This is a genomic window from Polaromonas sp. (assembly GCF_012927455.1).
Taxonomy (GTDB): Bacteria; Pseudomonadota; Gammaproteobacteria; order Burkholderiales; family Burkholderiaceae_C; genus Polaromonas.
Genome location: NZ_JABBPE010000002.1, coordinates 504,126 through 522,387, shown reverse-complemented (window position 1 = coordinate 522,387; position 18,262 = coordinate 504,126). Strand labels below are relative to the sequence as shown.

Genomic DNA, 18,262 nt, shown 5'->3' with positions numbered 1-18,262 from the left:
GATGACTGATTTTGCGGCATCGCGGGCCGGCATAAGCGCATTGGCGCTGCTTATCGCCCTGGTGGTGGACCGCTGGTGCGGTGAGCCACCCGCGCGGTGTCACCCGGTCGTCTGGATGGGGGGCGCCCTGGGGTGGGCGGGCCGGCAACTGCAAGGGCGCATCGGCCAAAAGCAGGCGGCAGGCCCTGATTTCAAGAGATTCTGGCTTGGAGCCTTTGCCTGGGCTGCCGGTGCAGCTATTGTATTTATAGCAGCATGGGCGCTGCAGCAGGTCCTGCTGGCCCTGCCCGGGCGGCTGGGGCTGATTCCCGGTGGCGTGCTGGCGGCGCTGTTGCTGGGCCTTGCGCTCAAACCAATGCTGGCCTGGGCCATGCTGCGCAGCGAAGTGCTGGCGGTTGAGAAAGCCTTGTCGCCCGGGCACGGTGGATCTCTGAGCGCCGGCCGCGAACGCCTGAGCTGGCTGGTGAGTCGCGATGTGAGCCAGCTGAGCGAAAGCCAGGTGCGAGAAAGCGCCATCGAGTCGCTCGCCGAGAACCTCAACGATTCAGTGGTGGCGCCCATCTTCTGGTTCGTGCTGCTGGGGCTGCCGGGCGCGGCGCTTTACCGCTTTGCCAATACCGCCGACGCCATGTGGGGCTACCGTGGCGTCTACCAGGGCCAGAACTGGGAATGGGCCGGCAAGTGGGCGGCGCGTGCCGACGATGTGCTGAGCTGGTTGCCGGCGCGCATCACCGCCTTGCTGCTGTGGGGCGTGGGCGGCGGCGCCGGGCGGGGCAAGGGGCTGCGCGGGGGCTGGGTCGCGTTGCGCAGCGAAGCCGCGCGCACCCCGTCGCCCAACAGCGGCTGGCCGATGGCCGCGATGGCGCTGGCGCTGGACGTTTGCCTGCACAAGCCGGGCGTGTATGCGCTCAACGCCGCTGGCCGTGCGCCCTTGGCGCCAGACACGAGACGCGCCCTCTCTTATGCATCAAAAGTGCTTCTAGCCCTTACAGGTATTGCGCCAGCAGCTATTGTTTTAATAGCGATAGGGAGACTGTCATGACCTTGTCGGTTTTCAATCGGTCCGCGCCAGCCGCAGCGCCAATGCAGCGTATTCACGGCGGCCCCGACGCGTCCGGCGTGCCGCGTTTTGATTTCTCCAGCAACAGCAATGCCTGTGGCCCGTGCCCGCTGGCCCTGGCTGCCGTGCAGCAGGCCGACGCCAGCCACTACCCCGATGCGAGTTACGCCGTCTTGCGCGCCGGGCTGGCTGCCTTCCATGGCGTGGAAGTCGGGCGTGTGCTGCTGGCGGGCAGCGCCAGCGAATTCATATTTCGCATCACCGCGTGGGTGGCGCAGCAGGGCGGGCGCCAGGTGTGCCTGCCCGCCCACGCTTATGGCGACTACGCCCAAGCCGCGCTCGCCTGGGGCTTGCGCCCCATCGCAGAGCCCGATCAGGCGCAACTGGTGTGGTGTTGTGAGCCGTCCAGCCCGCTGGGCGCTGCGCACGCACCGTGGCCCAAGTGGCCCTTGCATGCGCCGCTACTGCTGGACTGCGCCTACGCGCCCTTGCGCCTGAGCGGCACGCCCAGCCTGACCAATGCCCAATTGGCGCAGGTCTGGCAGCTGTGGACGCCCAACAAGGCGCTGGGCCTGACCGGCGTGCGCGCCGCCTACGTCATTGTGCCGTTGGGTGCCGAAGCGGCCGTGGCCGCGCTCGAGCGCCTGTGCCCCTCGTGGCCGCTTGGTGCACATGGCGTCGCCATGCTTCAGGGCTGGGTGCTGCCTGCGGTGCAGGCCTGGCTGGCTAAAAGCTTGCCCATGCTGAGGGACTGGAAAGCCCGGCAGATTACCTTGCTGCAGAACCTGGGATGGCAATGCCTGCCCAGCGATGCCAATTTCTTTTGTGCCAGGCCAGAGCAAGGTCATGACCTGAGCCAATTGCGCGCGGCAGGAATCAAGCTGCGAGACGCCGCATCGTTTGGTCTGCCTGGCCATGTGCGGGTCAGCGTGCAGGGGCCGGCAGCGCAGGACGCTTTGAAAACAGCGTGGCATTCCATGGGTGACGGATCACATCCGGCATGACAACTTGCTGGGTCCAGCGTGACAACTGCTTATTACGGAGAACGAGATGAGCGCCAAATGCGTGATGGTTTTGGGTACCACCAGCGGCGCCGGCAAAAGCTGGCTGACCACCGCGCTGTGCCGCTATTACGCGCGCCAGGGCCTGAAGGTCGCGCCCTTCAAGGCGCAGAACATGAGCAACAACGCCAGAGTGGTGGCAGGGCGACCGCAATTTTCCGCCGGGCCGCCCCTAGGAAAATTAGCCCCCTCGGAGGGCAGCGAAGTACGCGAAGCGACAAGCGTGGAGGCCATGTTCGCCGGGCCGCCCCTGGGAAAATTAACCCCCTCGGGGGGCAGCGAAGTACGCGAAGCGACCAGCGTGGAGGCCATGTCAGGTGGCGAAATCGGCAGCGCCCAGTATTTTCAGGCGCTGGCGGCGCGCGCGGTGCCCGATGTGCGCATGAACCCGTTGCTGCTCAAGCCCGAAAAAGACACGCACAGCCAGGTCGTGCTGATGGGGCAGGTCAACGCCGAACTCTCGCGCATGGCGTGGCGAGGCCGCAGCGCGTCGGTCTGGCCGGTGGTGGCGCAGGCGCTGGACGAACTGCGTGCGGAGAACGATGTGGTGGTAATTGAAGGCGCCGGCTCGCCCGCCGAGATCAACCTCAAATCGTGCGACATCGTCAACATGCGCGTGGCACTGCACGCCAATGCGGCCTGCCTGCTGGTGACCGACATCGACCGCGGCGGAGCGTTTGCCCACCTGTACGGGACCTGGGCCATGCTTGATGAAGCCGAGCGTGGGTTGATCAAAGGCTTTGTGCTCAACAAGTTCCGTGGCGATGCCAGCTTGCTGGCCCCGGGGCCGCAAATGCTGCAAGACCTGACTGGCGTGCCCACCGTCGCCACGCTGCCGATGTGGTGGCAGCATGGCTTGCCTGAAGAAGATGGTGTGTTTGATATGGCCCCCACGTTTGTCGCTTCGCGTGCCTTCGGCGGTACGCTGCCCCTTGCACGAGGAGAAGGGGCTGAACTTGCTCGGGGCGGCCCTTCGCGGCGTTCGACGCCTCTGGTCGTAGCCATCGTGGCCTATCCTCGCATCAGCAACCTGGATGAATTTCAGCCGCTAAAGAACGTGCCGGGCGTGCGTCTGAAATGGGTGCGCAGCCCGTCGGAGCTGACCGGCCTGGCAGAGGCCGACTGGATCATCTTGCCAGGTTCCAAGAACACCAGCGCTGACCTGGACTGGCTGCGCGCGCAGGGGCTTGACCAGGCAATTGCCGCCCATGCCGGCCGCGGCGGTGCGGTGCTGGGCATTTGCGGCGGCCTGCAAATGCTGGGCGAAGCGCTGATCGACCCGCACGGCATCGACGGCAATGGCCCGGGCCTCGGTCTGCTGCCGCTGGTCACGCTGTTTGCTGAAGCCAAAACCGTGCAGCACAGGCAGGCGGCGTTCGCACCGGTGCGTGGGCTCTGGTCCAGCCTGTCGGGCATTGAAGTGCAGGGCTACGAAATTCACCACGGCCAGACCACGCACCATTCGGCCATGGCAGCGGCGGGCAACATCGCTTACGCCGTCATGCCCGAGGGCCTGGCCTGGCAAAACGCTGCAGGCAATGTGCTGGGCCTGTATCTGCACGGCCTGTTTGAAGATCCGCGTGTGCTGCAAGCGCTGTTTGGCGCCACCACGCCCACGCTCGATTCGGTGTTTGAGGGGCTGGCGGACTATATCGCGCAGCATTTTCAGCCGGATGTTCTCCAGTCGCTGATAGCAGCACGCTGAGCGTTTTTCGGTAACTAACCGAAGCCCGCGCTTGGTGCGAGCTTTGCCTTGCGCGATCTGCCCAGCTTGGCGGTTGGCTGGGCGCTGCGCTTTCGATTTGCAGCGCGCCGGCTGACTTTATCGCTCCGCTTTCGCCTACAAAGCCGGGTTATCGAATTTCTTACTCTGAGACTGGCCTTTTTTCAACCTAACCAGGAGTCAGTCATGCAGTTTTCCTTGAAGCGAAGTATTATTTCTACCTCGGTTTTAGCAGGCGCACTTGCGAGTGTCTTTGCCTTGCCTGCGTTGGCCTCCAGCCATCGCGAAGGCCCCTTTATCGCTAATCAACCCAAAGTAGATGGCACCGACCTCTACATGTTTCGCAGCTACGAGGCTGGGCGCCAGGACTTCGTGACCTTGATCGCCAACTTCATCCCGTTTCAAGACCCGCAAGGCGGTCCGAACTTTTACCAATTCGATCAGAACGGGTTGTATGAAGTTCACGTCGACAACGTCGGGGATGCCAAGGAGCACCTGAGCTTCCAGTTCCGTTTCAAGAATACAAACAACAAACTGACCTTGCCGGTGGGTGGCAAGAATTTGTCGATTCCGCTCATCAATTCGGGCACGATCAGTGCCGTTAATGATGCCAAGCTGAATGTGCGTGAAACCTTCACCATCGACATGGTCACGGGCGACCGCCGGCGCGGCAGCAAAACGCGCCTGACGAATTCTGCTGGAGGGTCAACTGATTTTGACAAACCGGTCGACAACATTGGCGACAAAACCTTTGGCGGCGCCACTGGCTATGAGGCCTATGCCAACAAACACATTTACACGGTCGCCATTCCTGGCTGCGGCAACGGTCGCGTCTTTGTCGGTCAGCGGAAAGAGTCGTTTTATATTGCGGTGGGCAAGATCTTTGACTTATTTAACCTCGACCCGCTGGGCGCTGAGGTTGGCGGCAACCCCAATAATCTGGAAGGAAAAAATGTCAGCTCGATTGCGCTTGAGCTGCCGATTGCTTGCCTGACCACAGCAAGCGAGCCCGTCATTGGTGCCTACGCCACCGCCAGCGTGCGGCAGGGCCGGCTGATCAATCCTTCGCCGCGCGGCACCAACAGCGCCAGCAAGGAAGGCGGGCCGTGGGCCCAGGTCTCGCGGGTAGGCATGCCGCTGGTCAACGAGGTGGTCATTGGTACCGAGGACAAGGATCGGTTCAATGCGTCCAAGCCGATTGGGGACGCGCAATTTTTAGACTACGTCACCAACCCGACCCTGCCTGCCTTGGTGCAGACGCTTTTCCCTGGCGCACCGGCACCCACCAACTTCCCCCGTACCGATCTGGTCACGGTATTTTTGAAAGGGCTTGAAGGCCTGAACCAGCCGAAAAATGTGGTTCCCTCGGAAATGCTGCGCCTGAACACCACGACGCCAGCTGCCGCAGCGGGAGCGCAGAATCCGCTTGGCGTGGCGGCGGGCGACAATGCCGGCTTTCCAAACGGGCGCCGTCCTGGCGATGATGTGGTGGACTTGTCCTTGCGGGTCGCTATGGGCGCGCTTTGCGTCTTGACCGGCGATACCGATAAATTGAAGGTAGGTTGCAAACCAGCTGATGCGAAAGCTGGCGGGGCTGCCCTGACAGACGGCGTTCGCAAGACCGCCGCCGATTTCAAGGTCACCTTCCCTTATCTCAACACGCCGCTTCCCGGCAACAACTAGGGAGACAAATGATGAAGCGCATTTTTCTTTCAGGTGCCGTTCTTTCGGCCGTGATCCTGACGCTAGCCGCCTGCAGTGATAGTGGCGACGGCGGAAACTCAAGCGGCGGCCCGTCGGGTCCGCTTGCGGATAGTTTTATGGTCTTGGTGACCGCAATGGTTGCAACCAGTCCCGACGATGCCGATTCCAGGGAAACAGACTCCGTGACAGCGACTTCGCCTGACGACGCCGATACGACGTCGCTGGGAAGTTAAGCAGGCAGACGCAGCAAACGGTTTGGCGTAGCCAGCTGTTTGTGTTATTTTCCCCAACGCAAGAGGGGACCAAGAAGAGGCCCGCTGAACGCGGGCCTTTTTTTGTTTCTTATGGACTGGGTAACCCTGCGCTCGCCGTTTATTCTTAACCTTGACTGAGTTGAAGGCCATGATGATTCCACTGCGTTTGATGCTGCCTGTGCTGGTCTTTTTTTGCGCAGTGCCTGCAAAGGCTCACGAGTTCTGGTTGCAGGCCCAGCCGTCCAATCCGCCGGCAAGAAGTGCCGCGGAGCTCACCATTCAGGTAGGCCAGTATTTTGAGGGCGACAAGCTGCCCTTTACGTCAGCCTATATCGTCGCCTTGCGACAATATGCCTGTGGCGAGCAGCAAGATTTGATGAGCCGGGTGCCTGCCGGCGTGGCGCTTGGTCAGTTCAAGCTGCAGCTGGGCTGCGCTGGCACGCATCTGATAGCGCTGGACAGCCACCCCAGCCTCGTCACACTGCCTGCCGACAAGTTTTCCGCTTATCTGCACGACGAGGGTCTTGACGACATCATCAAGCGCCGCGAGGCGACGGGCGATGCCGCCAAGCCCGGGCGTGAGCGCTTTCGCCGCAACATCAAAACGTTGCTGGCGATCAATGCAAAAAACAAAGCCAGCACGACAACGCAGACGGCGCAGCGGCTGCAAATAGTGCCTGCTCAGGATACCTTGACGCAGGCGCCGGGGGCCGCGATGCGCTTTCAGGTTTTGTTTGAAGGCAAACCCCTGCCCAACCGGCTGGTCAAGGCCTGGTATAAGCACGACGGTCAAACCCTGCTGATCCGGACACACAGCGACGCCGGCGGCAAACTGGTCTTTAATTTTCCTTACGCTGGCCTCTGGATGCTTAGCGTGGTTCACATGATCGCCGCCACTGAAACGGCCGAAGCGGACTGGGACAGTTACTGGGGAAACCTGACCTTTGATTTAGCCGGCCGAAGCCCGGCTGGTCGCACCCAGAGCAGCAACTGATTCCTCGCGGGACTGTGTGCAGCGTTAAGCCGGCATTTTTTTCAAAGGACCGAAGCAAGCCTGCAGTGACTCGGCTTTACAAATGATGAACTGGTCTCTTTTTGGGTTGAACTGGATGAAGCGGGTGACGGGCGGGTCCGACGCTTCATGCAGGTCGCCAGAGCAGTCGCGCTTGGCGTTTGTGGTTGTCACGGTCTCGACAAGGCGGTAAAAGCCCAGCAGGCTGGGAAGGGGTGCAATTTCGTAGCTGCCCTGGATGACCTCGTCTCCGCTGTTGCCCGCCCGGCTGCCGTTGGCACGGTATTCATTGCTTTCACTACATGCCTTGCCTTGCAGCTTCCAGGTCCAGTTGCCCACAATGGGATGCGGCGTGGGTACTCCCTGTGCGTTGTTGGGGCTGGCTGCATGGGTGGCAGAGGGCAGGAGGCCGGCCGCTTGGGCGGCGGCCGAGCCAAACGTGGCGCTAAGAAGGGCGGCTAGAAAGAACAGGTTTCGCAAGTCTTGACTCCAGAGGATGTGGTCCGGCCGTGAAGACCATGGTGAATACAACGTCAGCGGCCCAAGCAGGCAGGCCAGACATCAACCGGCCAGTGCGGCTTTCACTGCGGCCGAAACCTGGCCCATGTCGGCCTTGCCGGCCAATTGGGCTTTCACCGCGCCCATGACCTTGCCCATGTCGCCGGGGCCGGCCGGACGACCCAGTTCCGCAGTCAGATCGGCGACGATGGCTTTCACAGCGACGCTGACTTCGTCGGCGCTCAGCCGCGCCGGCAGGTAAGCCTGCAGCACCACGAGTTCGGCGGCTTCCTTGTCGGCCAGGTCGGTACGCGCAGCTTTTTGAAAGGCCTCAATCGAGTCCTTGCGCTGCTTCATCAGCTTGTCGACGATGGCGACCACGGCCACATCGTCAAGCAGCACGCGGTCATCGACCTCTTTTTGCTTGATGGCAGCCAGCAGCAGGCGGATGGTGCCTAGCCGCTCACTGTCCTTGGCACGCATGGCGTTCTTCATGTCTTCGGTGATCTGATCTTTAAGTGACATTTCTGGCTCCTGAAAGGGGTGCTAAAAAAAGGCAGTGTGCAATACGTCGCGTCAAATTGAAAAAGCCCGCAGAGCGTCCTCTTGCGGGCTTTTGAGTGACCAAAAAGCGGTACGGTTTAGTACAGCTTTTTAGGCAACTGCATGGAGCGGATGCGTTTGTAGTTGCGTTTGACGGCGGCTGCCTTCTTACGCTTGCGCTCGGCGGTGGGTTTTTCATAAAACTCACGGGCGCGCAGGTCGGTCAGCAGACCGAGTTTCTCAATGGTGCGCTTGAAACGGCGCAGAGCCACGTCAAAGGGTTCGTTATCTTTTACGCGAATGGTGGTCATTGATTGGTTGATCCAAAGGAATGTGCGCCTTAATTGATCTGATCAGGATCAGGCCAGGCGCGGGTTTGCTAGCAAAGCCTTGGATTATATAGCCTAAACATGCGCCACCCTAGCGCTACGGGGGCTGAGCGTGCCCGCCAAGAGCGGCTTGGGCCCACGGACGGAGGCTTCAAGTGAACTTCCGGGACGTAGCGCCAAGCATCGGGCTGGCGGCTGGCGATGCCGGAGAAGCCATGCATTCTTGCCAGTTGCGCGCTGGACAGCAACTTCTTGTTTCGGCGCGACCTCCCTGCAAACAGCAGGGCACGATCACGAGACCGCTCAGGACGCGGCCGGTCCAGCGCTTTGGACCGCCGGCTGTTCCGGCCGCAGACTACAGCGAAACGCTTGAGATGTCTGCTGATCTGTCTTTGCCAACTGCCGCCGCAGCCACCAGCGCCTCGGCACAGGCAAAGCCCGAGGCCCAGGCCCACTGGAAGTTGTAGCCGCCCAGCCAGCCGGTCACATCGACCACTTCGCCAATGAAATAAAGGCCGGGCTGTTTCGATTCCATGGTTTGGGACGACAGGTCGCGGGTATCGACGCCGCCAGCCGTGACTTCGGCCTTTTTGTAGCCCTCCGAGCCGTTGGGCGTGAGTTCCCAGCCGGTCAGCCGCTGCGCCAGACCCAGCAGGGCTTTGTCGGTGGCGTCGCTGATGGGGCGCTGCAGGGTGGGATCCTGGCTGACCCAGGCGTCGGCCAGGCGACCCGGCACCAGGCTGGCCAGTTCGTTGCCGACCAGTTTCCGGGAAGCGGCCTTGGCGCGCAGCAGCTGCGTGGGCAAATCAACGCCGGGCGCCAGGTTGATGCGCACACTTTGGCCTTCGCGCCAGAAGCTGGAGATCTGCAGCACGGCCGGCCCGCTCAGGCCGCGGTGGGTGAACAGCAGGTCTTCTGAAAAATCCACGGCTTTTTTGCGTTGCTTGGCTGTGGCGTCTGGCGCAGAAGTTTCGATCTGCACCGGCAGCGCCAGGCCGGCGAGCTCGGCAAACGGTGCCCAGTGGGCGCCGTCAAAGGTCAGCGGAACGAGTGCAGGGCGCGGCTCCACAAGGCGCAGGCCGAACTGGCTGGCCAGCCGATAGCCAAAGTCGGTTGCGCCTATCTTGGGAATCGACAGGCCGCCCGTGGCAATCACCACCTGCGGCGCTTCGATAGCGCCACGGTCGCTATCTATTTGATAGCTGCTTACGCCCGTTTTGTATGGGTTAGAAGCATATTTTATGCTTTTTATGCTGCAGGGCTGCCAGCGCGTCACCTGGCCGGCGTCGCACTCGGCCAGTAGCAGGTTGATCACGTCTTCGGCCGAGTGGTCGCAAAACAGTTGGCCCTTGTGCTTTTCATGAAAAGCAATGCCGTGGCGCTGCAGCAGGGCCATGAAGTCCTGCGGGGTGTAGCGTGACAGCGCAGAGCGGCAAAAGTGCGGATTTTCGCTTAAAAAGTTGGCCGGCCCGACGTCGCGGTTGGTGAAATTGCAGCGCCCGCCGCCCGAGATGCGGATTTTCTCGGCCACTTTCTGGCTGTGGTCCAGCAGCAGCACCTTGAGACCGCGCTGGCCCGCCAAACCGGCGCAAAACAGCCCGGCCGCGCCCGCGCCAACCACCACCACATCGAATTTATATGTCAAATCAGCCCTTGGCCCATACAAGACGGGCGTGAGCAGCTATAAAAAACATAGCGCCTTGGCTGGGGCTTGAAGCCCGTTTCACCGTCTTTTTGAACACGGCAGTGTAGTCCCGTCCTGCTGGCGCCACGCTTGGCAGAACGTGCCGGCGACTTGCGCCGCGTCTTTATTGACTCACTGCTTGACGATCACCGGCTCAATCGCAAAGACGTTGGCATTTTTTGCGTCCACCGTCACGCGCACCCAGTGAATCAGCGGGCTGCCAAAGGTTTGCAGGCGCGTCAGGTTGGTCAGCAGCTTGGTCGGGCTGTACAGCGGCTTGTCGACCTTGAAGAAATGCGTGTCGCCGTGCACCAGCAAAACCTGGCCGGCAAATTGTTCGGTCTCCGCCACCACGCTGTTGATGAAATTGCGGTAGCCGCTGAATTTTGGTGCCTGGCTTTCATCCTTGTCCTCGGTCTCGGGCAGGTCAAAACCCGGGTCGGCCTGAAACGCCAGTACCAGGCCGCGCGCCTTGCTGCTTTTGGCAGCCGCAAAGGCCTGCTGCATCCAGCGCACATTGGCGGCGTCGCGCTCCAGGTACTCGGCGTTGCCGGCTTCGCATTGGGCGGCCGTGCGTGCGCTTTTGTTGCTGCAGTCTTTGTCGTCAAGCACTTTGTTGTTGTTGCTGCCGGGCACGTTCAAGGTCGCAAACACAATGTCGCGGTAGTTGAAGCGTGTGTTCTCTACAAACTTTTCGCCAACCGGTGCCTGGTGGATCAATGGCATCTGGCGCTTGCCTAGGGAGTTCAGCGTGGGAAACATGGTTTTGCGCAAGTAGCCGAGGCGTTCCAGTCCGTCGTAGCCGCCATTGTTCAGGCGGTGGCAATCCGTCCACTCGTTGTCGCCCGGCAGGTACACCATCGGCTTTTCCATCTGGCCGAACATGGTCAGGGCCGAGGCATAGATGTCATCGGTGCATTTGGAACTGCCGTCCTTGATGTCGCCGTCATAAATGGAAAAGGCGATGTCCGATTGGTTGATGCTTTTGAGCAGTGCCGGGATTTTCGGCTCGTCGCCGGCTTTCTGGTAGGGCATGTCGCCCCACAGGCCGAATGAAAAAGTTTGCGCCTGCGCGCAACTCAAGCTGATGGCCAGCAGCGCACCGGCCAATAAACGTGGTGACATGGGTTGATCCGGTCAAAAAAACTGAGTTTAATCGGCTTGAATGACGGCGCCGTGACGCCCCGATGCGCGTGGTGTGGCCAAGTAGGCTCTGCCGGCTCAGGCCACGCGAAGTGCGTCGGGGTGCTGCGCTGCCAGCGTCACCCCGTGAATCACATCGCCAACGACGATGACGGCCGGGCTGGCCATGTCGGCCGCCGTGATGGCGTCTGCCAGCATCCCCAGCGTGGTGGTGATGTGGCGCTGAGAAGGCAGCGATGCGTTCTGGATCACGGCGACCGGCGTCGCCGCTGGCAAGCCACTCAGCAGCGCTTGCTGGATGCGCGCTGCAGCACTGACGCCCATGTAAATCACCAGCGTCAGCCGGGCGCTGTGAGCCGTGGCAGCCAGCGCGTGCCAGTCGGTGCCGTTAACGCCGTTAGCGCCGTTAGCGCCTTTATCGCCGTCTTTGCCGGGCTTGGCGTGGCCGGTGATAAACACCACGCCATGCGCATGCTGGCGGTGTGTGAGCGGCACGCCCAGTGATGTGACGGCGGCCAGCCCGGCGGTGATGCCGTTGATGACCTCCACCGGCACGCCTTCAGCGCGCAGGTGCTCGACTTCTTCGCCGCCGCGACCAAAAATAAAGGGGTCGCCGCCCTTCAGCCTCACTACGTTTTCGCCTTCCCGAACCGCCATCACCATGAGCTTTTCAATGAAGGCCTGCGGCGTCGACTTGCAGCCGCCGCGCTTGCCGACATGCACGATACGCGCATCGGGCGAGGCGAACGCCACGATCTCGTCACTGACCAGGTCGTCCACCAGCAGCACGGTGGCGTTCTGGATGGCCTTGAGGGCTTTGATCGTGAGCAGTTCCGGGTCGCCCGGGCCGGCACCCACCAGCGTGCATTTGCCGTGCGCCAAAAGGGTGCGGTTTGCGTTTGCAGTGGGGTTGGTGCTGCCGTTATTCATAGTTGCTTAACCAGACGCAAGATGTGTTCCACCTGCCTTGCAATCGACGGAGGAGGCGGTCGCTCGCCCGCCATTACCGACTGAATGTAGGCCGCCGTACTGGCAGCGTCAACCGTTGTGGGTAGATCCGGCAGCGCGGCCAGGGTTCCTGCCTGCGCCTCTTGCAGCAGCGAGCGCTGGCCGTGAATGAATGCCTCCATTTTCGGCATGCGGCGCGCGTCGGCCACCACTTCGCCCTCAGTGCCGCGCAGCAACAGCGCATTGGCCTGCACCAGCTCAAAAGTCTGCGCCATAGCCAGCGCGTATTCGGGGTGGGTGTAGCTGCTGACCACCAGCGCCTTGCCCAGGCCATTGGCCAGCGGGTTCATGATCTTGACCAGGCTGTGCGCCGGGTTGCGCAGCCCCACTACGCGGCGCACATCCAGCAGGCGCTTCAGGGCCGGACACAGCAGCTCGGTTGGAATAAAGGCCACCTCGCCATCTGCTATTTTTTTAATAGCAGATGGCGCCCGTATATCAAGGGCTAGAAGCACTTCTGATACAAATACGCGGCTAGATTCAGTCGGCGTGCCGTGTACCAGTACCGGCAGCCCCTCGCGCGCCAGCAGCAAGGCCAGCAGTGGTGTCAGCAGCGGTAATTTGCGCGCGCCGTTGTAGCTGGGCAGCACCACCGTGGGACGGTCGCTGGCGGGCAGGGGGCTCAGGCGCCGCTGCACGGCATCAAGAAATCCTGCCATCTCCTCGGGTGTTTCCCCCTTGATGCGCATGGCCAGGCAAAAGGCGCCGATTTCCAGATCGGTCACCGTGCCATCGAGCACCTGGCCGAGCAGGTCACAGGCCTGCTCACGCGACAACGGGCGCGCGCCGTCTTTGCCGCGGCCTATGACTTTGATGTAGTGAGCGATTGACATGCGGCGATTGTCGGTGAAGGCTGCCTTGCAGTTATGAGCTTAGGCGGCCCTGTGAATTGCCAGGGCGAAAAAAAGCCCCGCCGTGGCGGGGCTTTCTTAAACCAGGCGGGCTGGCCTGCGCTGGGTTGGGCTTCAGCGACGGGCGCCCGTAAAGCTTCCCGTTGCCGAGGGGCCTACCTCGACGTAAGTACCACTTGCTGTGCCTGTCAAAAAGTTGAACACACCAGTGGCTGTATTGGTCGAGCCACCGTCTGAGTCCGTTTCCGTAAAGTCGCCACTCACCAAATTAGTAAACGTCAACGGACAGGAGAAAGTGGCGCGAACCTGTATGCCGTTCTCATATGCTTTGCAGCTTGTATTCCCGTCGTTGAAAAGGCTAATGACTGTCGATGCGGTAGATACCGTTGTATCAAACACCTCCCAGTCGCCCGCATATGAGGTCTTCGTCAATGCCAAGGGCGTGGCGGGGTCCACGACGGGTAGCCCAAGCTGGGTGAACAGCGCGTTGGTGCCTGTCAGATTCAGCCGAGCCGTGTTGTTCACGCTTGGCTTGTTTTGGTAGCCGGCATGAACAAGACCGCCGCGTTCAACGAAAACCCGTGTAAATGTCAATGGCAAGGTCTGCGAAGGCGCGTTGTTGAGCGTCATCACCCGTGCATCGCCCAAGGTTGCAATGGTGTAGGAACCTGTGCCGATTGCCGTGCAGTTGCGCGTCGAGCCGTTGTTAAAGCGCTCCTTGCAAGCGTAGTAAGTGAGCGGATTAGTGCCCGTGCCCTTGAATGCCACGCGCAGTTTGGTGTTGCCGCTGTAAAAGCCGGGTGCCGTCGGACCTGTACCTACCGGTGCTGTGCCGACGGTGCCGATGCCCACCGTGCTGTTGCCCCAGGCCTCGTCGCTGGTGTCCGGGCTGGTGTACTTGACTGTGTTGTATGTAAAGCTGCCTTGCCCGAAGACGCACGGCGTACCCGTCATGGCACTGACCATGCTCTCCAGTGTGGTGCTTTTGGCGCCATTGGTGTTCTTAAATTCGTTGGAGGTACAACCCGCACTTGTACCTCCGGCAGAGACCGACGCGCTGTACTGTGTCACCAGCTGGCTGCTTCCCGGGTAGTAGCCGATGGCTTCGGTCAAAGGGGTGCTGGACTGGTAAAGCAGGGAAGCGCCGGGCGGGAAAGTCGTGCTGCCCAGCAGTGTGGTCAAGGTGGCTGCTGTGTTGTCGCCGATCGACAGGTTGGTGTATCCCGCAGCGCGAACGTCTGTGATGACACTGGCCATGGTTTTGCCCGAAACGTCGAACGTGGCGCGATTGCTTCTGCCCGTCTCGTTGTTGTTGCAATGGTTATAGGTGCTGTTGCCTTTGCCATCACGCACACTGTTGCTGCTTTCTTGGTTCAAGGTGCAAGCTGCCCAGGCTGAACCATTGAAATGCAGGTCTGACTGGCCGCTGGGACTGCCGCCGGTGTTCCAGCTGGCCACATTGGCGGCGGTGCTTTGATTGCGGCGTTCCACGTACTTGACGTTGCCTGACGCGTCAGGGGTGTTCTGCGCTAGCGTTGAGGTGAACACGCGCGAGACCCAGTTGTCCACGTCTGTAAATTTGAGGGCTCGCAGCGATGCACCAGCTGCCGGTGCTTCAGCCGCCACGGGGGCTGTCGAAGAGGTCTGGTTATTAATTGCCACCAGCGTGGCGACGGAAGCAGTCGTCAGGCCCGTGGCAGGGTCGGCCACCAAGGCCTTGGCCAAGACCAGCAAGGCAGGGTTATTGGCTGCCGTGCCATCCTTAACATTGGAGTCGGCAATGGCCGTTACCAGCGCGGGCAGAATTTCCAGCAGTTTGTTCTGAATAAGTTTATTTAGATCGGCCGCAGTAATCACCGTGCCGTCAATGGCTTTGGTGCCTATGGCGGTTTTGAGCGCATCGGACTGCTGCTGTGTAACCAGAACGACCGTGCGCGCCAGCGTGCCTGCCGCCTGGCTGTCGGGCGTGGTGCTCTTGGTGAAGTCTTCAAACAGCGAAACATTGATGCCGGTTTGCGCTTTGACGGAAGCCTCGGCCTGGGTGCTTGTGGCGCCGGTGCTGGCGATCAGGCTCTGAACCAGAGTGGTCAGCGGGCTGACCACAGCCGATTTGTCTGCAGGACCCTGCAGCGTGAAGGCCGTTGTGACGGGGCCGTGATCGGCATCGACCGCGTCCAGGCCAACGACCGCGAGAACGGGGAATTTACCGACATCGGCTGGGGCCACCTGTAGGGTGACGTTGCCGGTGGCGTCCGTTTTGCCCGAGGGTTCGCCAGCATCGCAAACGCCGTTGAGGTTTTTGTCGAGGCAAACCGTGGCTTTGCTGATGGCGCCGTCAATCACCGCGACTGAGACGTCGGTGGTGCTCGCAACGATGGGCGGCGTTGCGCTGGAAACGCCACTGCTATCGCCACCACATCCGGCCATTGTCAGCATGGCCGTACTTGCCAGGGCAAGCGCCAGCCTACTAAGCTTCATAGTCATGTAAATCTCCCAAAGATTTGAACGAAGCGGTCCCGAGAGTTCTCCGGATTGCGCTTGTAACTAATATATATATAGTTGTGACAAAGTGCATCACATAGATATGGGATGTAACTAAACGGCCAAGCTCGTATTCTTCAAAACAAGGCAGATCTGGCTTCGCGGCAGTTCTTTGGTCGGCGGGCGGCCAAGGCTGCAACTGCCGATAAGCTTGGCGCAACGCAGGGTGAGGTCATTTTGAATGACCCATAAAACAGGGTGGTTCCAGTGTGGCGTGTATTAATTGTTGAAGACGATGCGCAGATGCGCGAGTTTTTTGCGGCAAGCGTGGTGCGCTGCGAAAAGCTTGAACTGGCAGCCAGCGTAAGCACGCTGGCTGAGGCCCGGCTTTGGCTGGACGACCCTGGCAACGCCGTGGATGTGCTTTTGACCGATCTGGGCCTGCCCGACGGCAGCGGGCTGGACGTGATCCGCCACGCCACGCGCCTGCATCCAGCGTGCGAGCCGCTGGTGATCTCGATGTTTGGCGACGAAGACAACGTGCTGGCCAGCATCGAAGCCGGTGCCCTGGGCTACATCCACAAGGACTCGGCACCCGAGGACATTGCCCAGACCATTCTGGAGATGAAGGGCGGTGCTTCGCCGATTTCCCCCATGATCGCGCGGCGGGTCTTGTCCAAATACCGGTCTGATCAGGCCAACAAGGCGCGTACACCCGTAGATCACGCGCCTGTAGCTATGAAAAAGGAAGCAGTTGGAGTGCTGGATGAGGTGGCGCAGCCGGGTTTTCTGTCCGCACGTGAACAGGAAGTTCTGGCCTTAATTGCCCGCGGGTTTTCCTATGCAGAAATCGCTCGTTTACAGGGTCTGAGCGTGCACACCGTGCAGACGCATATCAAGCACCTTTATGGAAAACTTGCCGTGCACTCCAAAAGCGAGGCCGTATTTGAAGCCACGCGCATGGGCTTGCTGGAGCGGCATGGCTGATGCTGGCGCCGGGGGCGCTCTACTGCGCTGCGTCTCTAGGCATGGTTTGGTGCAAGTGCAGTGCGCTCTGCGGCGGGCGGTCAGGTGGGGCCTGGCGCTGCTCCTCGCCTGCCCGGCCTTGCAGGCACAGGCCTTGGCACCTGAAGTGCTGGAACTGCGGGAGGCACGGGCCGTTGTGACGGTGCAAGGCCAGATGACGGGACTGGCGGTCAGCCTGCCCTACCACTGGGACCGTCATCACCCAGGCCTGCCGGGCCAGGCCACCTTCGAAATACCCTTTGATCTGGACGAGGTGCCGACGGCGCCGCAAGCCCTGTACCTACCCAGGCTGGGCAACGCCTATGAAATCTGGCTTAACGGCACGCTGCTGCAGCGCAATGGTGACTTGCTGCAGGGCAACGGGCCGGACTTTGCCAAGGGACCGCGCTACATCGTGATTTCGCCGGGGCTGCTGCGCAACAGCAACCTTTTCCGGGTTCATATCCGGGCCGACGTGGGCAGGCGCGGTGGTCTGGCACCACTCACTTTGGGCCCGGATGAGACGGTGGAAGCGCTCTATCTGCACGATTACCGCTGGCGTACTACAGGTTCGCTGGTGGTGGTCATCGCAAGCTTGCTGATCGGTGCGATGGCTATGGCCTTGTGGGCCAGCCAGATCAATGGGGACGAGCTCGGGCAGCCTCGACATGACCCTTTGTATCTTTTTGCGGGTCTGGCCGAGCTGTGCTGGACGGTCAGCATCAGCGACGCGCTCATCGAGCACCCACCGCTGGACTGGCCTTGGTGGGGCATGGTGGCGCTGGTGTCGTCGACGCTATGGGTTTGCAGCATGACGCTGTTTTGCATGGAGGTTGCCGGCTGGAGCAGGCTACCCATGGCCCGCTGGTTGCGCCACTGGCTGGCTTTGTTGCTGGTGGCAAGTGTTGGCGCCGGTACCGGCGCGCTGATTTACGGTCATCCGCTGGCGATGACGCTTTTGTACGCCGTCTCGGGTCTCACTTCCTTGATTTTTGTCGTGCTTTTTATCTGGAAGGCGGCGCGCGGTGGGCCTTTGCCGCACAAGATGGTAGCTTTCGCGCTGCTGCTCAACACGCTGGTGGGTATACGCGATCTGTATGCGTTTCGGCTCAGTCAGACGTACGGCGGAAACACCTACCTGCGCTACAGCTCTTTGCTGTTCGGACTGACGCTGGGGTACATCGTGGTCATGCGGTTCCGTGCGGTCAGCGGCCAGGCGCGCGACCTCACGGCCAACCTGGCGGCGCGGGTGGCGCAAAAAGAGCACGAACTGGCGCAGAGTTACCAGCGCGTGGAGCAACTCGCCCGCGAGCAGGAGCGTACCGCCGAGCGCGCACGCATCTTGCGCGACATGCACGATGGCGTGGGGTCGCACATCAGCACGGCCATCCGGCAACTGGAGTCAGGGCGGGCAAGCCAGGGAGAGGTGCTGCAGACCTTGCGTGACTCGCTGGACCAGCTCAAGCTGTCTATCGACGCCATCAACCTGCCGCCAGGCGACATCACGGCCCTGCTGGCCAACCTGCGATACCGGCTGGAGCCGCGCTTCAAGGCTTCCGACATCGAGCTCAAGTGGGACGTGGACCTGCTTGCGCCGCTGGTGCGGCTCGATCACAAAGCCATGCGACAGCTGCAGTTCATGGTCTTCGAGGCGCTCTCCAACGTGCTGCAGCATGCGCGCGCCAGCGTGCTGCGCATCGAGCTGCATTCCACGGTGCAGGGCGGCGCGCAGGTGCTGGTGATGGACAACGGCTGTGGCTTTGAGCTGGACCGCGTAAAAACCAGAGGACTGGGCTCACTGCGGGAACGGGCAGCGGCGATTGATGCGCGACTGGAAATTGTCAGCGAGCCTGGCAACACGGTGGTGGAAATCGTGCTGGGTTGAAGCTGGCGACCATGATGTCCA

The 18,262-nt window shown here is 61.2% G+C and carries 16 protein-coding genes; 8 read left to right on the top strand and 8 right to left on the bottom strand.

The features are described 5' to 3' along the window. Position 1 precedes the first annotated feature (1 nt). The 6 genes from cbiB (at position 2) to HHJ18_RS02945 (ending at position 6,796) form a co-directional block, all read left to right on the top strand. The gene (gene cbiB, locus HHJ18_RS02970) at positions 2-1,042 is read left to right on the top strand and encodes an adenosylcobinamide-phosphate synthase CbiB (RefSeq protein WP_296911360.1); all 1,041 of its coding nucleotides are present in this window, start codon (positions 2-4) and stop codon (positions 1,040-1,042) included. Beyond that, entirely contained in the window at positions 1,039-2,064 is a 1,026-nt protein-coding gene (locus tag HHJ18_RS02965; protein WP_296911358.1) for an aminotransferase class I/II-fold pyridoxal phosphate-dependent enzyme, read from the top strand. The genes cbiB and HHJ18_RS02965 overlap by 4 nt, the downstream gene beginning before the upstream one ends. A 46-nt stretch (positions 2,065-2,110) precedes the next feature. After that, positions 2,111-3,826 carry a cobyric acid synthase gene (locus HHJ18_RS02960; protein WP_296911356.1) on the top strand — a complete coding sequence of 572 codons (1,716 nt, stop codon included), beginning with the start codon at positions 2,111-2,113 and terminating at the stop codon, positions 3,824-3,826. Positions 3,827-4,030: 204 nt separating this feature from the next. Beyond that, the gene (locus HHJ18_RS02955) at positions 4,031-5,527 is read left to right on the top strand and encodes a DUF4331 domain-containing protein (RefSeq protein WP_296911355.1); all 1,497 of its coding nucleotides are present in this window, start codon (positions 4,031-4,033) and stop codon (positions 5,525-5,527) included. A gap of 11 nt (positions 5,528-5,538) precedes the next feature. Next, entirely contained in the window at positions 5,539-5,781 is a 243-nt protein-coding gene (locus HHJ18_RS02950; protein ID WP_296911353.1) for a hypothetical protein, read from the top strand. A 151-nt stretch (positions 5,782-5,932) separates the two neighbouring features. Further along, the gene (locus HHJ18_RS02945) at positions 5,933-6,796 is read left to right on the top strand and encodes a DUF4198 domain-containing protein (protein WP_296911351.1); all 864 of its coding nucleotides are present in this window, start codon (positions 5,933-5,935) and stop codon (positions 6,794-6,796) included. Positions 6,797-6,820: 24 nt separating this feature from the next. On the opposite strand, the gene HHJ18_RS02940 is transcribed toward HHJ18_RS02945, so the two are convergent. From HHJ18_RS02940 to HHJ18_RS02905, 8 genes are all read right to left on the bottom strand, one after another. Further along, the gene (locus HHJ18_RS02940; RefSeq protein WP_296911349.1) at positions 6,821-7,294 is read right to left on the bottom strand and encodes a hypothetical protein; all 474 of its coding nucleotides are present in this window, start codon (positions 7,292-7,294) and stop codon (positions 6,821-6,823) included. An 81-nt stretch (positions 7,295-7,375) separates the two neighbouring features. After that, positions 7,376-7,837: a GatB/YqeY domain-containing protein gene (locus HHJ18_RS02935; RefSeq protein WP_296911348.1), complete on the bottom strand. Its 462-nt coding sequence runs from the start codon at positions 7,835-7,837 to the stop codon at positions 7,376-7,378. 116 nt (positions 7,838-7,953) lie between these two features. Next, the gene (rpsU, locus tag HHJ18_RS02930; protein ID WP_007872347.1) at positions 7,954-8,166 is read right to left on the bottom strand and encodes a 30S ribosomal protein S21; all 213 of its coding nucleotides are present in this window, start codon (positions 8,164-8,166) and stop codon (positions 7,954-7,956) included. 373 nt (positions 8,167-8,539) lie between these two features. Further along, positions 8,540-9,829: an NAD(P)/FAD-dependent oxidoreductase gene (locus HHJ18_RS02925; RefSeq protein ID WP_296911345.1), complete on the bottom strand. Its 1,290-nt coding sequence runs from the start codon at positions 9,827-9,829 to the stop codon at positions 8,540-8,542. A 171-nt stretch (positions 9,830-10,000) separates the two neighbouring features. Beyond that, positions 10,001-10,993: a hypothetical protein gene (locus HHJ18_RS02920; RefSeq protein ID WP_296911343.1), complete on the bottom strand. Its 993-nt coding sequence runs from the start codon at positions 10,991-10,993 to the stop codon at positions 10,001-10,003. Positions 10,994-11,089: 96 nt separating this feature from the next. Continuing rightward, a complete protein-coding gene (gene cobA, locus HHJ18_RS02915; RefSeq protein WP_296911341.1) occupies positions 11,090-11,941 on the bottom strand; it encodes a uroporphyrinogen-III C-methyltransferase in 852 nt (283 codons plus the stop codon). Further along, the gene (ybiB, locus tag HHJ18_RS02910; protein WP_296911339.1) at positions 11,938-12,852 is read right to left on the bottom strand and encodes a DNA-binding protein YbiB; all 915 of its coding nucleotides are present in this window, start codon (positions 12,850-12,852) and stop codon (positions 11,938-11,940) included. The genes cobA and ybiB overlap by 4 nt, the downstream gene beginning before the upstream one ends. Before the next feature lie 132 nt (positions 12,853-12,984). Further along, complete coding sequence (locus HHJ18_RS02905; RefSeq protein WP_296911338.1) at positions 12,985-15,354, bottom strand: hypothetical protein; 2,370 nt, start codon at positions 15,352-15,354, stop codon at positions 12,985-12,987. Positions 15,355-15,618: 264 nt separating this feature from the next. Between HHJ18_RS02905 and HHJ18_RS02900 the strand changes: the two genes are divergently transcribed. After that, complete coding sequence (locus tag HHJ18_RS02900) at positions 15,619-16,338, top strand: response regulator transcription factor (RefSeq protein ID WP_296911336.1); 720 nt, start codon at positions 15,619-15,621, stop codon at positions 16,336-16,338. Beyond that, entirely contained in the window at positions 16,331-18,241 is a 1,911-nt protein-coding gene (locus HHJ18_RS02895; protein WP_296911334.1) for a histidine kinase, read from the top strand. The genes HHJ18_RS02900 and HHJ18_RS02895 overlap by 8 nt, the downstream gene beginning before the upstream one ends. Positions 18,242-18,262 lie beyond the last annotated feature (21 nt).